The organism is Nocardia carnea, assembly GCF_029869215.1.
Lineage (GTDB): Bacteria > Actinomycetota > Actinomycetes > Mycobacteriales > Mycobacteriaceae > Nocardia > Nocardia carnea_B.
In genome coordinates, this window is record NZ_JARWPM010000109.1 from 1 (window position 1) to 21,473 (window position 21,473).

The window sequence follows — 21,473 nt, forward strand, 5'->3', positions numbered from 1 at the left end:
CGGGGACGGCGTGCACCACCGTGGCCCGGGCGGGGTCGTCGGTGACGCAGGCACCGCGCCACAGGGCGTGCAACGCCCCGAACAGATGCATGGTCGCGTGCAACGGTCCGGTGATCAGTACCCGGTCCCGGGCGGTCACGCCGGTGATCTCGGTGAACACCGGGAAGCTGTCGTACCAGGAGGCCGCGGTACGGGCCAGCGGCCGCGGCCGCCCGGGGGGGCCGGGAGTGGCGGCCAGCAGAAAAGCCTCGGTAGGCCATTCGCCCCGCTGTGGCCGCGCCGCCGGGTCCTCGACGGCGACGGGTACCCCGCGGCGGGCGGCCGCGCAGATGCAGACCAGAGCGTCGGCGACCGGCAGTGCGGAGGCGTCGTAACCGCGTGGACCCGGTTCGTACCGCTCGATCCAGCGGTCGACGGCGCGGTCGAGTTCCTGATAGGTGAGTGTGACGCCGGCGAGGTCCAGCGCGGGCGCGGAGCCCGCGCCGCCGAGTTCGGGGCTACGCACGGATCAAACCCGGATAAGCACGGTGCACACCTTTGGCCACCATCGTGGCGACGACCACCTTGAGCAGGTCACCCGGCAGGAAGACCCCGTTGGCCTCGATGGCGGCGAGCACACCGAGGTCGGTGCGCACCAGCAGCCCGAGCGTGCCGAACAGGTAGATGACCAGGATCCCGCCCGCCGCGTTGATCAGCAACCCGGGCACCAGCGGATACTTCGGCACGATCCGCGCCGTGAGCAGGCCGATGACCAGCGCCGCCGGGATCCAGCCGAGCAGGTATCCGGCGCTCGGACCGGCCAGCGCGGTCAGACCCGTCCGCCCGCCGGACAGCAGTGGCAGGCCGATGATCGTCAGCGCGATGAACACCGCGACCGCCGCGGTGCCCTTCCGCGCACCCAGCACTGCCGGCGCCAGGATCACCCCCAGGGTCTGCACGGTGATGGGCACCCCGCTGAAGCCCACTGTGATCGCACCCGGCAGACCCAGCGCCGCGATGAGCGCGGCGAATACCGCGATCTGCGCCATATCCCGCGCGGTGGTGCGAGTCTTCGGCGCCCGCGAGTCCTCGACACCGTTCATAACGCCATCCTTCGCACACCCAGCTTGAACGTCGTTCAAGATAGCAATGCGCAGAGCGCCCGCCCGCGCGACCCCGGCGCGACCGTCAGCCGCCGTCGCGGGAGCGGCGGCGGGTGCGCAGCCGGTCGAGGTCGGCCAGCAGCGCGGCGTTGGCGTCTTCGAGCTCGAGGATGCGGCCGATACCGGCGAGGTTGACCCCTTGCGCCGCCAGTGTGGTGATGCGGTGCAGGCGCGCCAGATCATCACCGCTGTATCTGCGGGTACCGCCCGCGCTGCGTTCCGGTGTGATCAGGCCGTGCTGTTCGTACAAACGCAATGTCTGCACCCCGACACCGGCCAGATCGGCCGCTACCGAGATCGCATACACCGCCTGTCCCGACCCGGGCAGACGGTGATCGCGCCGCTGTGGATCCATACCCGTCCTCGTCTGCTCTGTAATGAGGTTTTCTAGTTTAACGTCTTGCACTCACATGTTGGTAATGGTAGAAAAAATCTGTGTCAGATGGCAGAAGTTATCTGATCCCTTCAATCAAGAACGGAGTGAGTTGGAGGTGGCGACCATGCTGATGCGCACCGATCCTTTCCGCGATCTGGATCGCCTCACACAGCAGGTGTTCGGTACCGCGGCACGCCCGGCCGTCATGCCCATGGACGCCTGGCGCGAGGGTGACGAATTCCTGGTGGAATTCGACCTGCCGGGTATCGACGTGGAATCTCTGGACCTCGATATCGAACGCAATGTGGTCACCGTGCGGGCCACCCGGCCGGAGCTCGATTCCGGCCGGTCGATGATCGCCGCGGAACGTCCCCGCGGGGTGTTCAGCCGGCAGTTGTTCCTCGGCGAGGGCCTCGATACCGAGCACATCCGCGCCGATTACCGCGACGGGGTGCTGCGGTTGACGGTTCCGGTCGCGGAGAAGGCCAAGCCGCGCAAGATCGAGATCGCGCGTGCCGACGGCCATCGGCAGGCCATCAACGCCTGATCGGTACCGCTCGGGCCTGGCCGGCACCGGCCCGCGACACGCAGCGGCGGTGCGGATCGTATGGGCCGTACCGCCACCGGGGGCCCCGTCCTCCCGGGGCCCCGTGCACACTGGAGGGCGATGACGCGAGCCCGGCCCACCGCCACCCATTGGGGAAACTACGTCGTCGGGACGGCCGCCGACGGCAGCTTGGCGGTGACTCCGCACAGCGCGGATCCCCACCCCTCTCCCCTCGGGCGCTCGCTGGCCGCGCTCCACGACCCGGGCCACCGGATCGCCCGCCCCGCGATACGCCTCGGCTACTACCGCGACCGGAGAGCCGCCGACCCGTCGTTGCGCGGCCGCGAACCGTTCGTCGAGGTCGGCTGGGACGAAGCCCTCGATATCACCGCCGAAGCGCTACGGACCACCCGGGCCGAGAGGGGGAACCGCGCGATCTACGGCGGCTCCTACGGCTGGGCCGGCGCCGGCCGATTCCACCACGCCCAAGGACAGATCCACCGCTTCCTGCAACTGTTCGGCGGCTACACCGCCTCCGTGAACACCTATTCCTTCGCCGCGGCCGAAGTGCTCATACCCCATGTCCTCGGTATGAACGCCTATTTCGCGGCCCGGCAGGCGCCCACGACCGAGGAGATCGCCCGGCACTGTGCCCGGATCGTGCTCTTCGGGGGCGCCGCACAACGGAATACACAGGTCAATCCCGGTGGTATCGGAGCACATCCGGACCCGGCGCGGCTTTCCGCGCTGCGCGGCGCGGGGGTCGATATCGTCCATATCGGGCCGGTGCGCGACGACTGCGATCCGGCCCTCGGCGCCCGCTGGATCCCCTGCCGTCCGCACAGCGATACCGCGATCATGCTCGCGATGCTGCACACCCTGATCACCGAGAACCGGCACGATCGCGTCTTCCTCGACCGCTACTGCACCGGTTTCGACCGCCTCGCCGAGTACGTCACCGGCCACCGCGACGGTATCCCGAAATCACCGGAATGGGCGTCCGGCCTCGCCGACGTCCCGGCACCCGAAATCCGCGAGCTGGCCCGGCTGATGGCGCACGACCGCTGCCTGATCGGCCTGCCGTTCGCCCTGCAGCGCGCCGAACACGGGGAGCAAAGCTACTGGGCCGCTTGGGCACTCGCGGCCGCTCTCGGGCATATCGGCCTGCCGGGCGGCGGAGTCCTCATGGGCACCGGGGTCGGGATGACCAACAATATGCAGCGCCGCTACGTGCCCTTCGAGATCGGCGCGCTACCGCAGCCGGGCAACCCGGTACCGGATGTCGTTCCGGTTGCCCGGCTGTGCGAGATGCTGGAACGCCCCGGCGGCACGGTTCCCTACGACGGCCGGGTTCTCACCTACCCACAGATCGACCTGATCTATTGGGCCGGTGGCAATCCGTTCCACCACCACCAGGACCTCAACCGGCTGCGGCGGGCTTGGTCGCGGCCGCGCACCGTGATCGTCAACGAGATCAGCTGGACCGCGACCGCCCGGATGGCCGATATCGTCCTGCCCACCACCGCCTCCGCGGAGCGCGAGGATTTCGCCGGCGGGCGAAGCGATCACTGGCTCACGCCGATGCAGCAGGCCCTCGAGCCGTACGGGCAGGCGCGCGACGACTACGCGATCTTCTCCGGTCTCGCGCAGCGGCTCGGTTTCGGCGCACGATTCACCGAGGGACGTACCGCGCGGCAATGGCTGGAGCAGCTGTGGCGCACCACGGTCGGCAATGCGGCGGCGGCCGGGATCCGGCTACCCGATTACGCGGAGTTCCGCGCCGGCGGCCCCCTCGATCTGCGACCGCAATTGCCGGTCGCCCGTCATGTGCTGGAACAGTTCCGGGACGATCCGGACCGCCACCCCCTGCGCACCCCTTCCGGCCGGATCGAACTCTTCTCTTCCACCGTCGCCGGTTTCGGATACCCCGATTGCCCCGGCCACCCCGCATGGTTGCCGCCGCGGGAATGGCTCGGCAGCCCGGCGGCGCAGCGCTTTCCGCTGCACCTGCTCTCCCACCAGCCCGCGACCCGTTTGCACAGCCAGCTCGATCACGGCGTCACCAGCCGGGAATCGAAGATCCGCGACCGCGAACCGTTGCGGATGAACCCCGCCGACGCCGCGTCGCGCGATCTCCGTGACGGCGATATCGTCCGGGTCTTCAACGACCGCGGCGCCCTGCTCGCCGGCGTCCGGATCACCGACGCGGTCCGGCCGGGCGTCGTCCAACTGGCAACCGGCGCCTGGTACGACCCCCTGGACCCGGTCGACCCCGGATCGCTCGATGTCCACGGCAACCCGAACACGGTCACCAACGATATCGGCACCAGCGCACTGACTCAGGGGCCGTCCGCCAACAGCTGCCTGGTGGAAATCGAACGCTACGACAGCGAACCGCCCCCGCTGCGGGTGCACACGCCCCCACAACTGCTCGACCCCGACTCGATCCGCTGATCCGCGTCTCCGTCACCACAACCGAACGCGACGTCGGCGGACTTCCGCCCCGCGAATCCACGCCCCTTCGGACGCGCGACCGCGGAGCCGTCCCGATTCGCGCGGAATACGTCGTCGCCGGGGCACCACCACCGGCGGGCCGGTCCCTGGAGGAGAAACCCGATGAATACCGGCACCCCGGAATTCCGATCCGGCGACCCCGTCGAGACCGCGGCGGTCGAGGCGATGTATCGCCTGGTCGGTGAGATGGCCGCCCTGCTGCACGGGTTCGAGGAGGCCCGTGACACCGATCCGAGCGGCGGTTTCACGGTCGGCTGACGCGGCCCGGTGGCACCGGGTGCGGACCGGGCTCGTCTCTATCCGTCCGCCGCGGCGTCCCGTCCGCGCGCAGGCACTTCCACCCATGCCCGCTTTGTGTTTGGATAGGCTCACCTTAACAGTGCGCCCACCCGGCATCGGACCGGCGGACACGACAGGAAGTACCGAACTGATGATCAGCACACGAAACAAGCTGGCTGCCCTGAGCTTCGCGGCCGCCGCCACACTCGGCACCCTCGGCATCGCGGGTCCTGCCGCCCTCGCCCAGGCCGCGCCGATCAGCGCTCCGCGGCTCACCGCCGCCCCCACCGCCGGTGAGCTGAAGGCCAAGATGGGTGTTCTGTTCAATATCAACGCGCCCCGCTCGGCTCGCGCCGCCGAACTCGAAACCGGCGAGGCCGGCTTACGGGCCTTCGATGCCGCCGCCGCGCTGATCGCGATCGCGCCACCCAGCTGGCGCTGGGATATCCCCGGTCCGGTCACCGTCACCGGCGATACGGCCGCCGCCGGCCTGGTCACCACCACCGAGGGCTACGAGCCGTGGACCTTCGATCTCACCTGGAAGCAGATCGGCGGCACCTGGAAGCTCAGTCACGAATCCGTCTGCACCATCGGCAATTTCGTCGGTACCGGCTGCTGACGCCGTAGGTTCACCGGAGCCGTTCCGGCCCATCGTCCGGCGGGCCGGGACGCCAGGCCTCGAATCGATCGGTCGATTCGGCAGAGCCGTGCCCGGCCCCGGCATCCGGACTGCTGCCCGCTCCGTCAGCCGACGGGGAGACCGCTGATGATCGGGACGAAACCCCAGTCCATGATGCGCCTGGCATCGGCCGTGGCGGCGTCGAGATCATGGGGTGAGCTGTTCAGCACCACGCCGATCAGGCGCTGCCCGCCGCGTACGGCTTCGAACAGCAGACAGGTGCCGGCCGCATCGGTCGAGCCGGTTTTGATACCGGTGGTGCCCGGATATTCGCGGAGCAACCCGTTGGTGTTCTCCCAGACGTGGGCACGGTTCGCCGGGCCGGCGGGCTGATGCCGCACCGGCGTACCGACGATCTCCCGGAACACCGGGTTGCCCATTGCATGCCTGCCGAGCCGCACAAGTTCCGCCGGTGTGGAGTAGGTGGCGTAGTCATCCGGCACCGGGAGCCCGCTGGGATCGCTGAAATGCGTATTCGGCATACCGAGCCGCCGCGCGGTCGCGTTCATCTTCGCGACGAAAGCATCCCGGTCCGGCCCGAACGCCTCGGCGAGGGCATAGGAGGCGTCGCAGCCGGACGGCAGCATCATCGCGTCCAGCAACTGACGCGCGGAAAGAACTTCCCCGGCGACCAGACCTGCATTGCTGCCACCGTAGGCGGCCGACGAGTCGAGGGCCGACTGCGAAACCGTGACCGGCCGCTCGAGATCACCCGATTCGAGCACCACCACCGCCGTCATGACCTTGGTGATACTGGCGATCGGCATCCGGACGTCCGGCTGCCGCGACCACACGAGCAACCCGGTGTTCGCCTCTGCCAGCGCCGCCGACGGCGCGTGCACCCCGTCCGGCTGCAGGGCGAGCGGAAACGGTGCCTGGGCCTGCGAACCGCCCGCGGCCGGAACGGCCGTCGCGGCGGGTGCGAAGACGATGAGCAATCCGGCCACGACCGCCGGCAACATACGGGCATAGGTTGGCATTGCCCTAGTATGTCCGCTGACCTGCTCGAACAGCCGGATTTACACCCCTATGCCCCTGCCCGCCGAGTCCGGACCGGCCGCGGCTCAGCGGCGCACGCGCCGCCAGGTCCACCCGCGGCCGCCGGATGCGGCCCGCGGACCGGTACCGAAGCCCGCGAGGTGCAGTGCGAGCAACAACAGTCCGATGATGATGAGCGTGCCGCCGTTGATATCTTCACCGAGGGTGGCGTCGGTCAGATCGAAGACGAGCGCCAAACCGAACACGACGGCAGCAGCGATGGCGAACATGAGTACCTCCTGATGTGCTGCGGGAAGCGATGCTCGAAGACGGCTCATCGGATCCCTGCCGTTCGGATACCCCCGAACGACACATCCACACAGTGACGGCCTCCGCTGCCGGGATCGGGCCCGCCGAGCGCGGATCCCGACCGGCGGGCAGGCGTCCGACTTCGGTGGCGTGGCATGAAAATACCCTCTGACCTGTACTGATCAGAGGGCATTCCGGTGGTCCCAGCTGGGATCGAACCAGCGACCTTCCGCGTGTGAGGCGGACGCTCTCCCGCTGAGCTATGAGACCGGGAAGAACTGTTCGGCGGCTTCTTTCGATGCCCTCCGAACGAGTAGGAACCTTAACACGCACCACCCGTTCGCCGCCAAATCACGTGGTTGTCATCCCTCGGCGTCCCGGTTGACGGATGCTACGGGGGCAGGCGGCCAGGAAACCGCCGGCCTGTTGCCACTCCGCCCCGATTCGCTGCACGGCCGTCGCCGCGGTGAATGACAGCCATGTGATTCAAGGGGTTCTACCAGGCGATTTGTAGGTTTCGCGGTATGTCCGCTAATGTTCTGTCTCGCACCACGGAGGGCCGCAACGCCCGCCGGAGATGCAAATGCGGATGTAGCGCAGCTGGTAGCGCATCACCTTGCCAAGGTGAGGGTCGCGGGTTCGAATCCCGTCATCCGCTCGAGAGGTAGGGCCAGGCGCATAGAATGCCTTCCCCCTTTGCGCGGTGGAGTGGCCGAGTGGTGAGGCAACGGCCTGCAAAGCCGTGCACACGGGTTCGATTCCCGTCTCCACCTCGCGCGATTAGCTCAGCGGGAGAGCGCTTCCCTGACACGGAAGAGGTCACTGGTTCAATCCCAGTATCGCGCACCATATCTGGATAGTTCAGGCCCGGCTTTCGAGCCGGGCCTTTTCTTTTGTGCGGGACAGGCGCCAGGGCGGCCGCCGAAACGGGCGGGTGTCCGTGGGCGATATCCACGGCAGAGGAAGAGGCCCGCCATGAACGTCCCCGACCGCACGCCGGAGCAGCAGGCCGGCCTGGATGCCGCGGCGGCGGCCGTTCAACGGTATGTGGTGTTCCTGCTCACCACCGGCCCTGACGTCGACCCCGGCCACAACGCCGCACATCTGCGTGCCTGCCGTACCGCGATCCGCCGTGCCGTTGTCCTCACCGGCTGGCCGCGCGGGGTGGTTCTGCACCATGTCTTCGCCGCGGCACTGCCCGCCGACCTCGCCCGTGATGTGGCCGCGGCCGTACGCAAGCGCCGCGGCTGACGAAGCCGCTCGAGTGGTCTACGCGGCGTAGCGGAGGATGCCCGCGATCGGTGCGCCGTCGGGGAGGTCCGCCGCGCGGACGGCGAGAACCTCGCCGCCGGTCAGCAGGACGCGGCGGCTGATCTCGTCGAGTATGCCGGGCGCTTCGGCCGCCGTGGGTTCGGCGAAAGTGACCGCGCCGTCGGCGGATACGGTGCCGGGTATCGAGGCGTCGATATCGACCAGCAGGGTACCGACGGCCCCGGCGGCCGCCGCGTGCGCGAGATCGGCGATATCGGTGGCGGCCCGGCCCTCGCTGCGGCGCCGTTCCAGCAAATCGACGAGACCGGCGAGTTGCGCGGCGTAATGACGGTCGAGGATTTCCCGGGAGCGGTCGGCCAGCTCATGATCCGACAGGTGCTCGGGGTTGCCGGGGATGCTCTCGTCCAGCAAGCTGTCGTAGCTGTTCACCGAGCGGAACAGCGAATCGATCGGTTCGGTGGCGGCCAGGATCAGCGGGGTGTCCCGGCCGGCGAGTACGTCGCGCAATTCGGCGTCGACGGCGCGCGCGTACTGGCGGACCCGCATCTTGCGGCCCTCGTCGCCCTGCACGCGGCGTTTCGGGGCGCGATCGCCGAGGCTGGTTTTGCCCGCATGATCGGCGGCGCTGGTGGGCAGACCGGGAACCGGAACGGTGCGGGCGGGACGGTCGGCGGTGACCTCGACCAGGCGGACACCGCCTTCGGCCAGCGCGAGAACGAAGGCCGTCTGCGGGAAGGTCACCGCCCGGAGCAGTCGCTTCAGGTAGAACCGGTCGCCGACGGTGGCCGAGGCGTTCAACTGGTTGGGCACCCGGTAGGCCCGGATTCGGGCCGGTGTCGCGAGGACGACCAACGTGCGCGATTGGAAACGCCAGAACGCCGCGTCGTCGATGTAGTCGTCGAACTCTTCCGCGAGCGCCGCCCGGGCCGCGGGATCGGTGACCAGGTCCAGCGCCTGCCGCACCTGGTTGGAGAAGGCGATCCGGTGGTGATCGGGATCGGCGGTCTCCGATTCGGTCGGCGTGTAGATCGAGACACACCACGGTTCGGTGACGCTTGCGAGGGCTTCGATCTCGCCGCGGGTCGGGATATCGGTATGCAGCACGAGCGCCTCCACATCGGACGGTCGGAGCAGCGCACCGGTATCCGCGGTGTCTCGGAGTCCGGCGGCCGGGGCGGGCGGGCGGGTACGCGGCGCCCGATTCGATCCACTGTCAGCACACTCTCGGCAAACCACATTAGATCACACCGCGGGCGTCCGCAGACAGTGCGTTCGCCGGGCGAACCGGTGCGGTCGCCACGGGATCCGGTGGTCGGTGCGCGATCTTGTCGGCGGCCGCCGATAAGCTGGCCCGCACGAACGCGAGCGGCCGGTGAACCGGGATCCCGACAAGGGGGTGTGTGTGCAGGCGGAACCAGTCCGAGGCAAGGTCACCGAGGGGACGGGCAGCGACGCCGCGGACTTTCCCGACGATCTGCGCGAGCATCTGTCGTTCGAACTCGAGGAGTGTGCGCACACGCTGGGCGTGCTGATCGACGAGTACGCGGTGGACCGGGAACGCGCCGCGACCATTCTGAGGTTGCGGCTGGGAATCACCGGGGAGCGGCCCGAAACGCTCACCCGGATCGGGGCACGGTTCGATTTCTCCCGGGATCGGGCGCGGCAACTGCATACCAAGGCCGTCGGTGAACTGTTGCGGCATACGGCGCGCTCCGGGCGGCTGCCGATACCGGTGTACGCCCGGCGCTATCCGGTGGGCACGCGGGATTCGGTGCTCACGCGCGCGCTGCTGGCCGAAACCTATGCCACCGAGGGAGATATCGCCGTCAACGATCTGGCGTACCTGAAATTGCGACTGGCGGGGCACAGTGCCGCCGACGCGAAACGGGTCGCGGGATTCGTGACCCAGCGGATCGTGGCGTGGCGCAAGAAGACCAATCACCTGCTGTCCCGGTTGCGGGAGACCGATTCGCCCGCGGGGCCGCCCGCCCCGTGGCCGCAGCGGATCGAATGGCCGCGGCGGGCCGTGGCCGCGGCGCCGCTGCCCACCGCGGCGGCGCGCTCCTTCGATCTCGCCGACGACGGGCGCGGCCGGTTCTATCTGCACAAACCGGGCCGGGATATCGGTTTCGACTCCGGGCTGGAGGCGCGCCTGATGCGGCTGCTGGACAACGACGACCGCATCCGGACGTTCCAGGAGTATCCCGATGCCGTCGGCTATCGCGTCGACGGTGCCGAACAGGTGCACTTTCCGACACTCGTCGCCGAACTCGCCGACGGCCGCCGGGCACTGATCGATGTGCAACCACTGGGGCATATCGGTTTCCACGGCAACCGGGAGAAGGCGCGCGCGGCCCGGGCGTGGGCGCACGAGAACGGGTGGGGCTGGATGCTGTGGACCGGCAGCGCCCTGGGCGAAGCGGAACTCGCCGCATACCCGGTGCCCGCGGATATCGAGCGACAGCTGGTGGAGCTGCTGGCCGAGGGGCCGGTGCGGTGGCCCGCACTCGGGGAACTGCGGACCGCGCGCGGGCTGGCCCCGATCGATCTGCTCGCGCTGGCCGTCCGGCACGAATGGCGTTGGGATCGGACGCCGTTCCGGCTGTCGGCCGGCGAACAGCCGCGCACCGGCCGTCCCGCCGCGGTCAGGGTTTGATGACCATGGTCGCCGCGAGGAAGGTGGCGAGCAACAACATCACGAAAACCGTGACGACCTGCCAGTTGTCGATGGTCTTGTGCAGCCGTCGGATGGTGTCCTCCAGCGCCCGGTGCACCCGCTCCTGATCGGCGATCCGCCGGCCCGCCGCGGCCACCGCCTCGGCCTGCTCCCGCGCCCGCTGGGCGGTCCGTTCCAGCCGGGCCTGGGTGCGCTCGAGCTGGTGCTTCTTGTCCCGTACCGCCTGCCGGGCCACGGCCAGCGCCGTGCGCTGCTGGATCAGCTCCTGACGCTGCTGTTCGAGCATCAGGGCCTGAGTACGAGTGTGCTTCTCCCAGTCGGTCACAGCCGCCCAACCCTTCCTCAGATGATCGCGGTAACCCCACGCGACCTCACCGGCCACCCACTCGCGCAGGAACTCACGCAATTCGTACGGCCGTTCGCCGGGCACCACGAAACCCTCGGAACCGAGTTCCAGCATCCCGCTCACCGCCCGGTACTCGCACGACTCCGGCGCCAGATCGGCGATACCCAGTGCCGGCAGCTGCGACACCCAGAACCCCGGTGCACACAGCCACAGCACCCCGGCATAACCCAGCGCCTTCAACTGGTCCGTATGGTGCTGCGCCAGTTCCTGAGTCAGTGGCCCGGAACGCACCTCGATCGCGAACTGTTCGGTGCCGCGCCGCCACCACACATCGACGGTCAACGGTCCGACCCGGCGGTCCACCACCGCCTCCTCCGCACCGAACGCGAGCAGCCGGGCGGCCAGCCAGTACTTCAGGCGCTGGGTGTTCCATTGGGCTTCCACACAGCGGGCGCAGCGGCAGCCGTAACCGGACGCGGTGTCCCCGGGCTGTTCGCCGCGCGCCTGACCGTCCGAAATTCCCAGATCGGACAACATTGTCCGGCGCCCACACCGTATTTCCGTTCGCCGCTTCGTCTGCATGCGACCACCCATCTGACCCGAACACCGCGCCGGCCCGACCACCACACCGGCTCTTCCAGAGTGCGCCACAACTGCCGGTCAGCGCCAGGTTTCTGTCCAGCAGTTACCCAAGTGGGACCCGCCCAACCTTCGCCGCCCGCGCTGTCCCGGTCACCGGATGGCCGGACGCCAGCACGGTGCGGATCAACGTGCGCAGCCACGCATGCGCGGGATCCGGTGTGTTGCGCGGATGCCACGCCAGCGAGATCGTCACCTCCGGCAGCGGCAGCGGGATCTCGAAGGCGCACAGCCCCATCGCGGGCAGTGTGGTGGCCGCGACCAGTGCCGGTGCCGGGCACACCACCACGCCCGACCGTACGGCCAGCAGCGCGGTGGTCAGATCGGGGACTGTCGCCACGACGCGGCGGGTGCGGCCGTGCAGGGCGAGCCGGTCGTCGATGGCGTCCCGGGCGATCCCCCGCGGCGAAATGCTGATATGCGCCGCCGCGGCATAGGCGGCGACGGTGACGCGTTCGGTGACCAGCGGATGCCCGGGCGCGGCAACGCCGATGAGCCGGTCGCCACGAACACGTTCCACCCGGGTCTGCGGATCCGCCCGTGCGATCACCCCTACCTCCACGTCGATCCGGCCTTCTCGCAGCGCACTCGCGGCCCCGGCCGGGTCGGCCGGGACGAAACGCAGCGTGACCCCGGGAGCCTGCGCGCGGGCGGCGGTGAGCAGGCCACCGGCGAGTTCGGGCAGCACCGCGTCGTCGACGTGCAGCGCGAAACCGCGCACCAGCGCGGTGGGGTCGACGGTATCCGGTTTCGCCAGCAGCGCGCGGCCCTGTTCCACCAGCGCGCTCACCTCGAACCGGAGTTCGAGCGCACGCGGTGTCGGCACCAGGTCCCGGCCCGCGCGCACCAGCAGCGGGTCGTCGTAGACGCGGCGCAAACGCGCCAGCGTGCGGCTCATCGCGGGCGGTGAGGTGCTGAGCCGTTCGGCGGCCTTGGTGACGCTGTTGGTTTCGAGCAGGGCGTGCAGCGCCACCAGCAGGTTCAGGTCGAGATCCGCCACGCCCGGTTCAGGTCCGCCGGACGGCGGCGGAGCGGGACGCGGGGCGCTCGGCGGCTTCCCGCGTCGTGTCGTCGGCCGGACGGTCCGCATCGCGTTCCGTGGATACCCGCGAAGACTCGGTTGTCGCGGTCCCGCCGGCACCCGCGTTCGCGGGATCCGTGGCCGGTTCGGCCGCCCGGTCCGCGGCAACCGTCGCGGGCATCGCTGTGGCCGGCTCGGTCCGTTGCTCCGCGGGCACGCCGGCGCTGCGCGCATCGTCCGCCACGCCCGAATCGAGCGACGGTGTGGCCGTTGCCTCTCGGACCGACCGCTGCTCCGCTGCAGCCGACGCGGTCTCGGTGTCGGTATCGGCCGACTGTGCGTCAGCCGGCGTAGGTACTTCTGCGGAACTCGCGGCAGGAGCCATCCGCTCGCCGGATACGGCGGAGGAAGTTCCCGCGGCGGCGGGTACCGCGGCCGGGGGGCCGGACTCTTCCGCCGCTCGGTTCTCGGGCCCGACCGCACCGGATGCGGTGGTCCCCGTGATCGTTCCGGAGGCGGGACGGTCACCTCCGACCGCATCGGATGCGGGGCGCGCCCGGGTCGATTCGGAGGCGGGACGGTCAGCTTCCGCCGAGATCGTTCCGGATGCCGGACGCAAGCTTTCCGCCGAAACTACATCCGATCGCGCCGGGCTCGCGGCAGACTCTTCCGCCGGTACCTGCGCCGATCCGCTCGCCCGGGGAGTGACAGCGGTGTCCGCCGGTTCCGGGTTCGCGGCGGGTGGTCCGGCCGTGGGTGACGCCGAGCCCGACCCGGCAGCTTCGAACAAGGTCTCTTCGGCTTGGCCAGGCTGCCCGGGGGCGCGGTCCTCGGCCGGTACTGCGTAGCCCGGGCGAGAACCGGCGGACTGCTCCGGGTAGCCGTGAGCTTCGATTCCCGCGCGGGCGTCGTCCGGTGCAGCGGCCGATCCATCGGCATGCGTGGGCGGCGGCACCTCGGGTGTCCCGGCCGCGGCGGGATCAGGGGCTGTCGTTTCGGCCGGCCGGTCCGCGGTCCGCGGCGGAACCTGGCCGGTTTCGGGGCTGCCGGATGCCGCGGCGCCGGGCACCGGGTGTGTGTTCGCCGGCGGAAGTCCTTCCATCAGCGGCTGTGCGGTACGCATATCGATTCGCACCGTCGCGCTGTTGGAGCGGGCGGCGATCTTGGCGGCCCGCTGCTCGGCTGCCGCCCGGCGGGCCGCCTCGGCAGCGGCCTGCTGTGCGGCCGCGGAGCGCGGCGTCACCGGCGCCGGGTTGTCGGGCGCGGGGCGCGGGGGCACCGGGGCCGGGTTGTCAGGCGCCGGGCGCGGGGGCTCCGCCGCCGGTCCGGATGTCTCGGCGGGCGGCCGGGTGACGTGCGGCGGCGCCGCGGGAGGCGGAATCGATGCCCCGGACACCGGTGCCGGGGGCGCGGGCGGCGTGGCGGGAACGGGCCGGGGCACGGCGACGGGTTCCTGGGGACCCGGTGCGGGCGGGCGCGCCGCGGCCGGCGGCCGGGAGGGCACGGGCGGAGAAGGTGCGGGCGGGCGGATCTCGGGGACCGGGTGTGTCCGGGCGGCGGGATCCACGGCGGGCAGAGCTGCCGTCCGGACGGCGCTCGCGGCCACGGCATCCGGGATCCGGACGGTGGGCGAATCCGCGGGCGCTACCGGGGCGTGGAGTTGCGGAGCCCGCGCCCCCTGCACGCCGGGGGCCACCGCGAGCGGAGCGGTGGGCGGATTGGCCGGCGTCTGTCCACCCTCGGCGGGAACCGGGCTCGGTCCACCCGTCGCCGGCGGTGGGGTCGACCCACCCCTCGGCGTTGCCGGGTTCGGGCCGCCCGTTGCCGGATTCGTCGCCGCGGGGGTCGCCGCCTGCCCGCCGGGACCGCGTTTGCGGCGCGACACCACCCGGTAATCGCCGGGCCGCACCGGCCGCAACCACTGCGCGGCGCGGGCCGCCAGCGGGAGCCGGACCCCGAGATCACCCAGCAGTTCGTCGATATCGCGAATGGCGTACGGCGTGAGCGTGCCGTGCACATGCCGGCCACGGGTGTGCTGGTCGAGCCAGCGCAGCCGGGCGTCGATCCGCTCGCTCATCGTCTCGGCGGGGGGCACGACCAGGGTCCCGGTGAGCAGCGCCGCGGTCCAGTGCGCGCCGATTTCCGCGCGCACCGCGCTGAGCAGCGAGGTGTGATAGCCGGCGAAGGTCAGATGCGGGACATCCAGCGGCAGGATCTGCCGGTACAACCGGAAATTGCCGTCGTCGTCGGTGAGCTGCCGCTGCACATACGGAGTCAGGAACGGGACCCGCTGCTGGAAGCCGGTGGCACAGACGACGATATCGGCGCGAACCCGCTGCCCGTCGGAGAGTTCGGCGTACGGACCGGCCGGGCCACCGCCGAGCCCGACCACTGCCGTCTGCCCGCGGACAGTGATCCGTCCCTGCGTCACCTGCTCGGCGAAACCCTCCGACGCCAGGCCGAACGCACCGTCCTGGGCCTGTTCGAACCGTACCGGTGGGATCAGCCCGAGTTCGGCCGCGCCGGACCGCTGCGCCACCAGGGCTTCGATGAGGTCGAGGTTGCTGTCGCGGAAGGAGCGGGCGGGGCCGTGCAACAGCCGTTCGATCCGGCCGGGGTCGGGCCGGCCGAAATGCGCGGCGCCGCTGCGGGTGAGCAGCACCCGTTCGGCGTCGATTCCGGGGGCGAGCCGACGCGGCATCTTCCACAGCAGCCGGCGCGCGACCACCGTGGTGTCGGCGGCCACCCGGCTGATCTCGGTGGCGATATCGCCGGCGGCGGCGCCGTAGCCGATCACGACGACCGACCGGTCCCGTACCGCCTCCACATCGAGGAACTGGGTGGAGTGCCCGAGCTGGCCGCCTGCGCGCGCGAATTCGGCGGCGCCCGCGAAATCCGGGATCTCGGGACCGCTGAAGACGCCGTTGGCGATGACCAGGTGATCGCACGACGTGCGGTGCACGCCGTCGGCGTCGCGGATCTCCAGCAGCCAGCCGCCCTCGACCGGGTCGGCGGCCACCACCTCGGTGCGCAGGCGCAGTTTGTCGGTCAAGCCGAAGGCACGCACATAGCTCGACAGGTACTCCTGCATCCGTGCGCCGTCGAGCACCCGCGGGTAGTCGTTGGGCATCGGATGGTCGGAGAAGTGGTAGGTGTACTTGGTGCTCTGCGCCCGTAAGCCCGGGTAACGGCGGGTCTCGCTCCACACGCCGCCGATATCGGGGGCACGATCGAACACCTCGACCGCGAACCCATCCTCAGTCAGGACCTTCGCGCAGACCAGACCCGCGATACCCGCACCGACGATTGCGATGCGGTTCCCGCTCCTCATGGGCGAGAGATTACGTCGGATGCGTCCGGCAGCAAAGCCGGCGCCGGTTTTCGGCTCATCGCCGCAGGTCGGGAGAAACGGCCGGCCCCGGCGGTGCGGCGGCTCCCGGCGAGGGGACCTGCGCACACGCCGGGGAACGCCGGCGCTGTGGTCTCATGGAGCTATGACCACTGTCACCGTCGATCGGGCCGGGCTGTGGGACGCCGAAGCACTCAGTGATGTCGCCGCCGCGACCTTTCCGCTGGCTTGTCCCCCGGGCACCGAGCCCGACGATATCGACGTGTTCCTCGCGGAAGTCCTGTCCGGGGAACGGTTCGGCGAATATCTCTCCGACCCGGCCCGCACGGTGCTCAAAGCCGTCGACAACGGCGAGATCGTCGGATACGCGATCCTGCACGGCGGTGCGCCGGCCGATCCCGCCGTCGCCGCGGCCGTGGCGCTGGATCCGGTGATCGAGATCAGCAAGATGTACGTGCTGCCGGGCCACCACGGCACGGGTGTGTCGAGCGCACTCATGAAGGCGGCGCTGGAACGGGCTCGCGGCGCCGGTTACGCCTGCGTCTGGCTGGGCGTGAACCAGCAGAACCTGCGCGCGCAGCGTTTCTACGCCAAATTCGGGTTCGAGCGGGTGGGTACCAAAACCTTCACCGTCGGCCGGCAACTGCACCACGATTTCGTGCTGCGACTGGTGTTCTGAGCCGGCTCAGGCCAGCATGCGGGCTTTCAGCGCCTCGACCTCCGCGGCGGTCAAACCCAGGCCTTCGCCGACATACCGGTCGAAACTGCCGTAGCTCGCCTGAACCTGATCGAAGGCGGCGTCGAGCCATTCCCGTTCGACGCCGGCCAGCCCGTCACCGGGGGCGGCGTGGCGGTAATGGTTGGAGAGCAGGAAATCCTCGGTGACCGTGCCGCGGTCGACGCCGAGCACGGTGAGCAGCACCGCCGCCACCCAGCCGGTGCGATCCTTACCCGCGGTGCAGTGGAACACCACCGCGCCGCCCGCGGGCCCGGTTTCGACGATATCGCGCAGCACCGCGGCCACCGCCTGATTCGCGCCCGGTGCGGTGATGAACGCCCGGTACAGATCGGTGCCACCGGCCAGCGTCGACATCAGCTCCGGTAGCGGGGCCGCGCCGATCACGTCGTACCAGTTGGACCGGGCGCCGGCGGGCACCCGGTCGGGGGCCAGGGCCCGCTCGTACACGGTGCGCAGATCGTCGACCTCGCGGACGCCCAGCCGGTTCAGTTCGGCCAGGTCGGCCGGGGTGAGGTTGGTGAGCTGATCGGCGCGGAAGGCGATTCCGGTGCGGACGGTCCGCCCGTCGGAGGTTCGGTAGCCGCCCACATCGCGGGCGTTCGGGGCGCCGGTCAGATGCAGCGACCGATCGGCCGGCACCGCCTCCACAGCGGCCGCCGGCTCGGCGAGACCCATCGCTGTCGCCGGGCCGAACGCCACCACCAGACCGGTGAGGACGGCGGCCGGCACCCGCGCCGGACGATGAACCATGGCGGACTCCCATCGATATTCGACGGCACCCCCCGCGTGGTGCCCGCCCCAGCAAACCAACCACCGAGCCCCTGGTCAACTCGGAAACGGCGTGGCGCCCGCGCGTCCCACGGCCCGGCGGGAGGACCGGGCGAGGATCGCGGGCTATCGCCCAGCGGCGCTCGTTCGATGTCGATCGGATATGCGGAACCGGACGTCGTAATGCCGCGCTGGTGCCTCCGGACCCGGCTCACTGTCAGGGTGTCGATCGCCACGGGAAGGCTCTGCGTGGTGACCTCCACCGACGCCTCCGGGCCTGACTCGCTCAGGCGGCGACCTCGAAGCGGGAGAGGGCGAGCAGGCGGGAAATCGCGCGCAGGTACTTCTTGCGGTACCCGCCGTCGAGCATTTCCGGGGAGAAGATCTGGTCGAGTTTCGCGCCGGAGACGGTCACCGGGGTGCCGGCGTCGTAGAGCCGGTCGGCCAGCACCACCAGGCGCAGCGCGACGGCCTGGTCGGTCACCGGATGCACGCCGGAGACGAAGACCGCGGACACCCCGTCGATCAGCGCACCGTACTTCGACGGGTGCAGGGTGCTGAGATGGTGCAGCAGGGCGTCGAAATCGTCCAGGGTGGCACCGGGGGCGGCGGCGGCCCGTTCGGCCAGCTGTTCGGGGCTGCTCGGTTCGGGGGCGGGTGGCAGGTCACGGTGCCGATAGTCGGGGCCGTCCACGCGCACGGTGTCGAAGATCGCACCGAGTTTCTTGATCTCGCGCAGGAAGTCCTGGGCGGCGAAGCGGCCCTCGCCGAGCTGCCCGGGCAGCGTGTTGGAGGTGGCCGCGATAGAGACTCCGCTCGCGGACAGTTCGGTGAGCAGCCGGGAGACGAGCATGGTGTCGCCGGGATCGTCGAGTTCGAATTCGTCGATGCACAGAACACTGTTGGCCGAGAGCCGTTCCACGGCATTGCCGAAACCGAGCGCGCCGACCAGATTGGTGAGCTCACCGAAGGTACCGAAGGATTTCGGCGCCGGGGCGCTGTGGAAGATCGAGGCCAGCAGATGGGTTTTGCCGACACCGAACCCGCCGTCCAGGTAGAGGCCCGCGCCCTGGGTCGGCTTCTTCTTGCCGAACAGCGACTTCTTGTGCGTCGCCTTGTGGATCGCGGCGACCTTACCGGCGAATGCGCGCCCCGCCGCGACCGCGGCGGCCTGACTCGGCTCGTTGGGGTCGGGAATGTAGGTGTCGAAACCGACCTCGTCGAACATGGGCGGGGGCACCATCTGGGCGACCAACTGGTCGGCGGGGACCTCCGGGCGGCGGTCGACGAGGCGTTCTTGCATGTATGCAGCCTAATGACGTGATATGAGCTGTTGTTATGCAGCGTATCCCCGATGCGATCCAGCTCACAGACCTCGGCAACGAGAAGCTGGCCGACCTGTACGCCTATCCCCCCGATCCGGAACGGAGTTGGCTGCGGGTCAATTTCGTCTCCAGTATCGACGGCGCTGTCACCGGAACCGGCGGCGTCTCCGAAGTACTCGGCACGCCGGCGGACAAGCGGGTGTTCCATCTGCTGCGCGAACTCGCCGAAGTGGTGCTGGTCGGTGCGGGTACCGTCCGCGCCGAGAACTACGGCGGCGCGCAGACCGACCCGAAATTCCGCAGCGCCCTGTATGCCCGCGGTATCGGCGGCCACCCCGCGGGCGATCCGCCGCCGATCGCGATCGTGACCGCGTCCGCCGATCTCGCCCCGGACCACCGGGTGATCACCACCGCCCGGACGCCGACCCTCGTACTGACCACCGCCGCCGCTCCCGCGGCGCGCAAACGCGCGCTGGCCGATGCGGGCGCGGAGGTGATCGAGGTGGGTGATCGCCTCATCGCACCGCAGGCGGTGCCGGCGGCGCTCATCGCCCGCGGGCTGCGGCGGGTGCTGTGCGAGGGCGGGCCGCAACTGTTCGGGTCGCTGGCGGGCGCCGGTGTGGTCGACGAGGTCTGCCTGACCACCGCGCCGTTGCTGACCGGCGGATCGGCACGGCGGATCTCGGTATCGCACGAGGACTTCGCCCGGCAGATGATGCCGGCCCACGTGCTGTTCGATACCGACGGAACGGTGCTCACCCGCTGGGTACGGACGTGACGGTCGCGGGGCGGACACCGCCGCCCGGTCAGGCCGGGTGGTATCCGGCCGGGGGCGGGCGCGTCCCGCGCAGGCACGCCCGGACCGGACCTGGCAGGCTGTAACGCATGCGCTGGACTCGGGCACTGGTGCCGGCCTCGGCACTGCTGATCATGATCGCCGGATGCGGTGCCGGCCCTTCGGACCGTCCGCATGTCGCCGTCGAACATCCGCCTGCACCAGGCGATCCCGCCACCTCCGCCGAGGTCCCGCCGCCGCCCGCGGCCGAAGTACCGGAGAACGACCTCGCCTGGCGCGACTGCACCCGCGAGACCTTCGACCAGCTCGGTATGGGTCCGGGAGTGCCCGGCGTGGTCCTGGAATGCGCGGACTTCTCGACCCCGATCGACAGCGCGGGCACCGTACTCGGCAATTTCCGGGCCGGTGCGGTGCGGGCCCGGCTCCCGCAGACCCCGGCCGACGTCCCGCCGCTGGTGCTGACCTCCGGCGTGGACCGCTCCTCCACCGCGACCCTCGCCGGTATGGTCACCGGCCCGGCGAGCGCGCTGCTGGCCGCCTACCCCGTCGTGGCGGTGGATCGCCGCGGGATCGGCAGCTCTCAGGCGATCGACTGCCTGCCCGCCGATATCCGCGCCGGTCTGCACGACAACGCGCAGTTCGCGCCCGGCGGCGATCCGGTGGCCGCGATGACCGAACTGGCCCGCAACGGGACCATCGCCTGCCGGGATTTCCTGCAGCCCTACGACGGCACGTTCGACGCCGCGCACGCCGCGGACGATATCGAGCAACTGCGCCGGGAATGGGGGGTCGAGCGGATCGCCTTGCTCGGCACCGGTACCGGCGCCACGGTGGGGCTGGAGTACGGCCGCAAATACGGTGACCGGCTGGCCCGGCTCGTCCTCGACGCACCGGCGCCCGTCGGCGTGGACGCGATCACCCGCACCGAAACCGCCGTGCAGGGCGCGGAGGCGGCGCTGACCGCGTTCGCGCAGCAGTGTGCGGGAATCGCGTGCTCGCTCGGCCCCGATCCCCGCGCGAAGGTGACCGAATTGGTCGGGAAGGCCGCCGCCGGGCAACTCGGCGACATTTCGGCAAACGCGGTCCGCACCGCGGTCACCGGATTCCTCGGCAGCCCGCGCGCCGACCAGGCGGGCCGGATCACCGAGCTCGCCGACGCGCTGTCGGCGGCCGACCGGGGCGACCGCGGCCCCCTGCAGGCGATCATCGACCGCCAGGAGAACGAGACCGCGGGCGACGGCCAGTTCGTCAACAGCTGCACCGATATACCGCAGCCCCCGCCCGCGCCGCAGGTTACCGACCTTTCGGTGATCTGGGCACAGAAGTATCCGGCGTTCGGCCGGCCGGCCGCGCTGTCCATGCTGGTCTGCTCGGCGTGGCCCACCACGGAGGCCCCACCGGCCCTGAAGGACCTGGAGCTGCCGGTGCTGGTACTCACCGGCGCGGGCGACCCGGTGACCGGTGCCGCACAGGCCTCGGTGACGGGCGCGCTCGGCGCCGCGGGCGCCCGGCACGCGACCATGACCTGGCAGGGCTGGGGGCATCCGGTCAGCGCGCATTCCGGATGCGCACAGACCGCCCTGGTCGAGTATCTGAAGGACGGCCGGCTGCCGGGCGACGGCGCCGCCTGCCCGGCCTGACCGCGGCCGCCGACCGGCCCGCGACCGGGGGCTGCGCCGCGGCGAACCCGCGCGGCGAGGGTGGGTCCCGGCAACAC

The 21,473-nt window shown here is 70.5% G+C and carries 19 protein-coding genes, 4 tRNA genes and 1 pseudogene; 12 read left to right on the plus strand and 12 right to left on the minus strand.

Annotated features, from left to right (window positions below):
* The 3 genes and pseudogenes from QH276_RS06405 to QH276_RS06415 form a co-directional block, all read right to left on the minus strand.
* Window positions 1-505, minus strand: a pseudogene (locus QH276_RS06405) (synthetase); the annotation flags it as partial.
* On the minus strand, window positions 498-1,082 hold the full coding sequence (locus QH276_RS06410; RefSeq protein WP_280400606.1) for a biotin transporter BioY: 585 nt from the start codon (window positions 1,080-1,082) through the stop codon (window positions 498-500). The pseudogene QH276_RS06405 and the gene QH276_RS06410, both read right to left, overlap by 8 nt.
* An 85-nt stretch (window positions 1,083-1,167) precedes the next feature.
* A complete protein-coding gene (locus QH276_RS06415) occupies window positions 1,168-1,497 on the minus strand; it encodes a MerR family transcriptional regulator (RefSeq protein WP_280400607.1) in 330 nt (109 codons plus the stop codon).
* Window positions 1,498-1,642: 145 nt separating this feature from the next.
* Here QH276_RS06415 and QH276_RS06420 point away from each other — a divergent pair, with 145 nt between their 5' ends.
* The 4 genes from QH276_RS06420 to QH276_RS06435 all read left to right on the plus strand — a co-directional run bounded on the left by QH276_RS06420 (window position 1,643) and on the right by QH276_RS06435 (window position 5,477).
* The gene (locus QH276_RS06420) at window positions 1,643-2,065 is read left to right on the plus strand and encodes an Hsp20/alpha crystallin family protein (protein WP_280400608.1); all 423 of its coding nucleotides are present in this window, start codon (window positions 1,643-1,645) and stop codon (window positions 2,063-2,065) included.
* A 120-nt stretch (window positions 2,066-2,185) separates the two neighbouring features.
* On the plus strand, window positions 2,186-4,519 hold the full coding sequence (locus QH276_RS06425) for a molybdopterin-dependent oxidoreductase (RefSeq protein ID WP_280406663.1): 2,334 nt from the start codon (window positions 2,186-2,188) through the stop codon (window positions 4,517-4,519).
* A 162-nt stretch (window positions 4,520-4,681) separates the two neighbouring features.
* Window positions 4,682-4,837 carry a hypothetical protein gene (locus QH276_RS06430; RefSeq protein WP_280400610.1) on the plus strand — a complete coding sequence of 52 codons (156 nt, stop codon included), beginning with the start codon at window positions 4,682-4,684 and terminating at the stop codon, window positions 4,835-4,837.
* A 172-nt stretch (window positions 4,838-5,009) separates the two neighbouring features.
* The gene (locus QH276_RS06435) at window positions 5,010-5,477 is read left to right on the plus strand and encodes a hypothetical protein (RefSeq protein WP_280400611.1); all 468 of its coding nucleotides are present in this window, start codon (window positions 5,010-5,012) and stop codon (window positions 5,475-5,477) included.
* A 125-nt stretch (window positions 5,478-5,602) separates the two neighbouring features.
* Here the strand turns inward: QH276_RS06435 and QH276_RS06440 are convergent, their stop codons facing one another.
* From QH276_RS06440 to QH276_RS06450, 3 genes are all read right to left on the minus strand, one after another.
* Window positions 5,603-6,517 carry a D-alanyl-D-alanine carboxypeptidase family protein gene (locus tag QH276_RS06440; protein ID WP_280400612.1) on the minus strand — a complete coding sequence of 305 codons (915 nt, stop codon included), beginning with the start codon at window positions 6,515-6,517 and terminating at the stop codon, window positions 5,603-5,605.
* Window positions 6,518-6,601: 84 nt separating this feature from the next.
* On the minus strand, window positions 6,602-6,805 hold the full coding sequence (locus QH276_RS06445) for a hypothetical protein (protein WP_280400613.1): 204 nt from the start codon (window positions 6,803-6,805) through the stop codon (window positions 6,602-6,604).
* A gap of 217 nt (window positions 6,806-7,022) precedes the next feature.
* Window positions 7,023-7,094 (minus strand) — tRNA-Val (locus tag QH276_RS06450).
* 315 nt (window positions 7,095-7,409) lie between these two features.
* Here QH276_RS06450 and QH276_RS06455 point away from each other — a divergent pair.
* The 4 genes from QH276_RS06455 to QH276_RS06470 all read left to right on the plus strand — a co-directional run bounded on the left by QH276_RS06455 (window position 7,410) and on the right by QH276_RS06470 (window position 8,075).
* A tRNA-Gly gene (locus tag QH276_RS06455) sits at window positions 7,410-7,482 on the plus strand.
* A gap of 44 nt (window positions 7,483-7,526) precedes the next feature.
* Window positions 7,527-7,597 (plus strand) — tRNA-Cys (locus QH276_RS06460).
* A 1-nt stretch (window position 7,598) separates the two neighbouring features.
* Window positions 7,599-7,673, plus strand: a tRNA-Val gene (locus QH276_RS06465).
* 126 nt (window positions 7,674-7,799) lie between these two features.
* Window positions 7,800-8,075 (plus strand): hypothetical protein, encoded by a 276-nt coding sequence (locus tag QH276_RS06470; RefSeq protein ID WP_280400614.1) that lies wholly within the window; start codon window positions 7,800-7,802, stop codon window positions 8,073-8,075.
* A gap of 18 nt (window positions 8,076-8,093) precedes the next feature.
* Here QH276_RS06470 and QH276_RS06475 read toward each other — a convergent pair whose 3' ends face one another.
* The gene (locus tag QH276_RS06475; RefSeq protein ID WP_280400615.1) at window positions 8,094-9,200 is read right to left on the minus strand and encodes a hypothetical protein; all 1,107 of its coding nucleotides are present in this window, start codon (window positions 9,198-9,200) and stop codon (window positions 8,094-8,096) included.
* 298 nt (window positions 9,201-9,498) lie between these two features.
* Here QH276_RS06475 and QH276_RS06480 point away from each other — a divergent pair, with 298 nt between their 5' ends.
* On the plus strand, window positions 9,499-10,752 hold the full coding sequence (locus QH276_RS06480) for a sigma factor-like helix-turn-helix DNA-binding protein (RefSeq protein WP_280400616.1): 1,254 nt from the start codon (window positions 9,499-9,501) through the stop codon (window positions 10,750-10,752).
* On the opposite strand, the gene QH276_RS06485 is transcribed toward QH276_RS06480, so the two are convergent.
* From QH276_RS06485 to QH276_RS06495, 3 genes are all read right to left on the minus strand, one after another.
* Window positions 10,742-11,656 carry a hypothetical protein gene (locus QH276_RS06485; RefSeq protein ID WP_280400617.1) on the minus strand — a complete coding sequence of 305 codons (915 nt, stop codon included), beginning with the start codon at window positions 11,654-11,656 and terminating at the stop codon, window positions 10,742-10,744. The two genes, QH276_RS06480 and QH276_RS06485, sit on opposite strands and share 11 nt — an antisense overlap.
* Window positions 11,657-11,804: 148 nt before the next feature.
* Window positions 11,805-12,758, minus strand: a complete 954-nt coding sequence (locus QH276_RS06490) for a LysR family transcriptional regulator (protein WP_280400618.1) — start codon at window positions 12,756-12,758, stop codon at window positions 11,805-11,807.
* 7 nt (window positions 12,759-12,765) lie between these two features.
* Window positions 12,766-16,110, minus strand: a complete 3,345-nt coding sequence (locus QH276_RS06495) for an FAD-dependent oxidoreductase (RefSeq protein ID WP_280406664.1) — start codon at window positions 16,108-16,110, stop codon at window positions 12,766-12,768.
* A gap of 163 nt (window positions 16,111-16,273) precedes the next feature.
* On the opposite strand from QH276_RS06495, the gene QH276_RS06500 reads away from it, so the two are divergent.
* Window positions 16,274-16,807, plus strand: a complete 534-nt coding sequence (locus QH276_RS06500; RefSeq protein WP_280402266.1) for a GNAT family N-acetyltransferase — start codon at window positions 16,274-16,276, stop codon at window positions 16,805-16,807.
* Window positions 16,808-16,813: 6 nt separating this feature from the next.
* Here the strand turns inward: QH276_RS06500 and QH276_RS06505 are convergent, their stop codons facing one another.
* Window positions 16,814-17,617, minus strand: coding sequence for a tyrosine-protein phosphatase (locus QH276_RS06505; RefSeq protein WP_280402267.1), 804 nt, complete (start codon window positions 17,615-17,617; stop codon window positions 16,814-16,816).
* Window positions 17,618-17,921: 304 nt separating this feature from the next.
* Complete coding sequence (gene zapE / locus QH276_RS06510; protein ID WP_280402268.1) at window positions 17,922-18,938, minus strand: cell division protein ZapE; 1,017 nt, start codon at window positions 18,936-18,938, stop codon at window positions 17,922-17,924.
* 35 nt (window positions 18,939-18,973) lie between these two features.
* On the opposite strand from zapE, the gene QH276_RS06515 reads away from it, so the two are divergent.
* Together QH276_RS06515 and QH276_RS06520 are read left to right on the plus strand one after the other, a co-directional pair.
* A complete protein-coding gene (locus QH276_RS06515; RefSeq protein WP_280402269.1) occupies window positions 18,974-19,738 on the plus strand; it encodes a pyrimidine reductase family protein in 765 nt (254 codons plus the stop codon).
* A 107-nt stretch (window positions 19,739-19,845) separates the two neighbouring features.
* Window positions 19,846-21,396 carry an alpha/beta hydrolase gene (locus QH276_RS06520; protein ID WP_280402270.1) on the plus strand — a complete coding sequence of 517 codons (1,551 nt, stop codon included), beginning with the start codon at window positions 19,846-19,848 and terminating at the stop codon, window positions 21,394-21,396.
* Window positions 21,397-21,473: the final 77 nt, after the last annotated feature.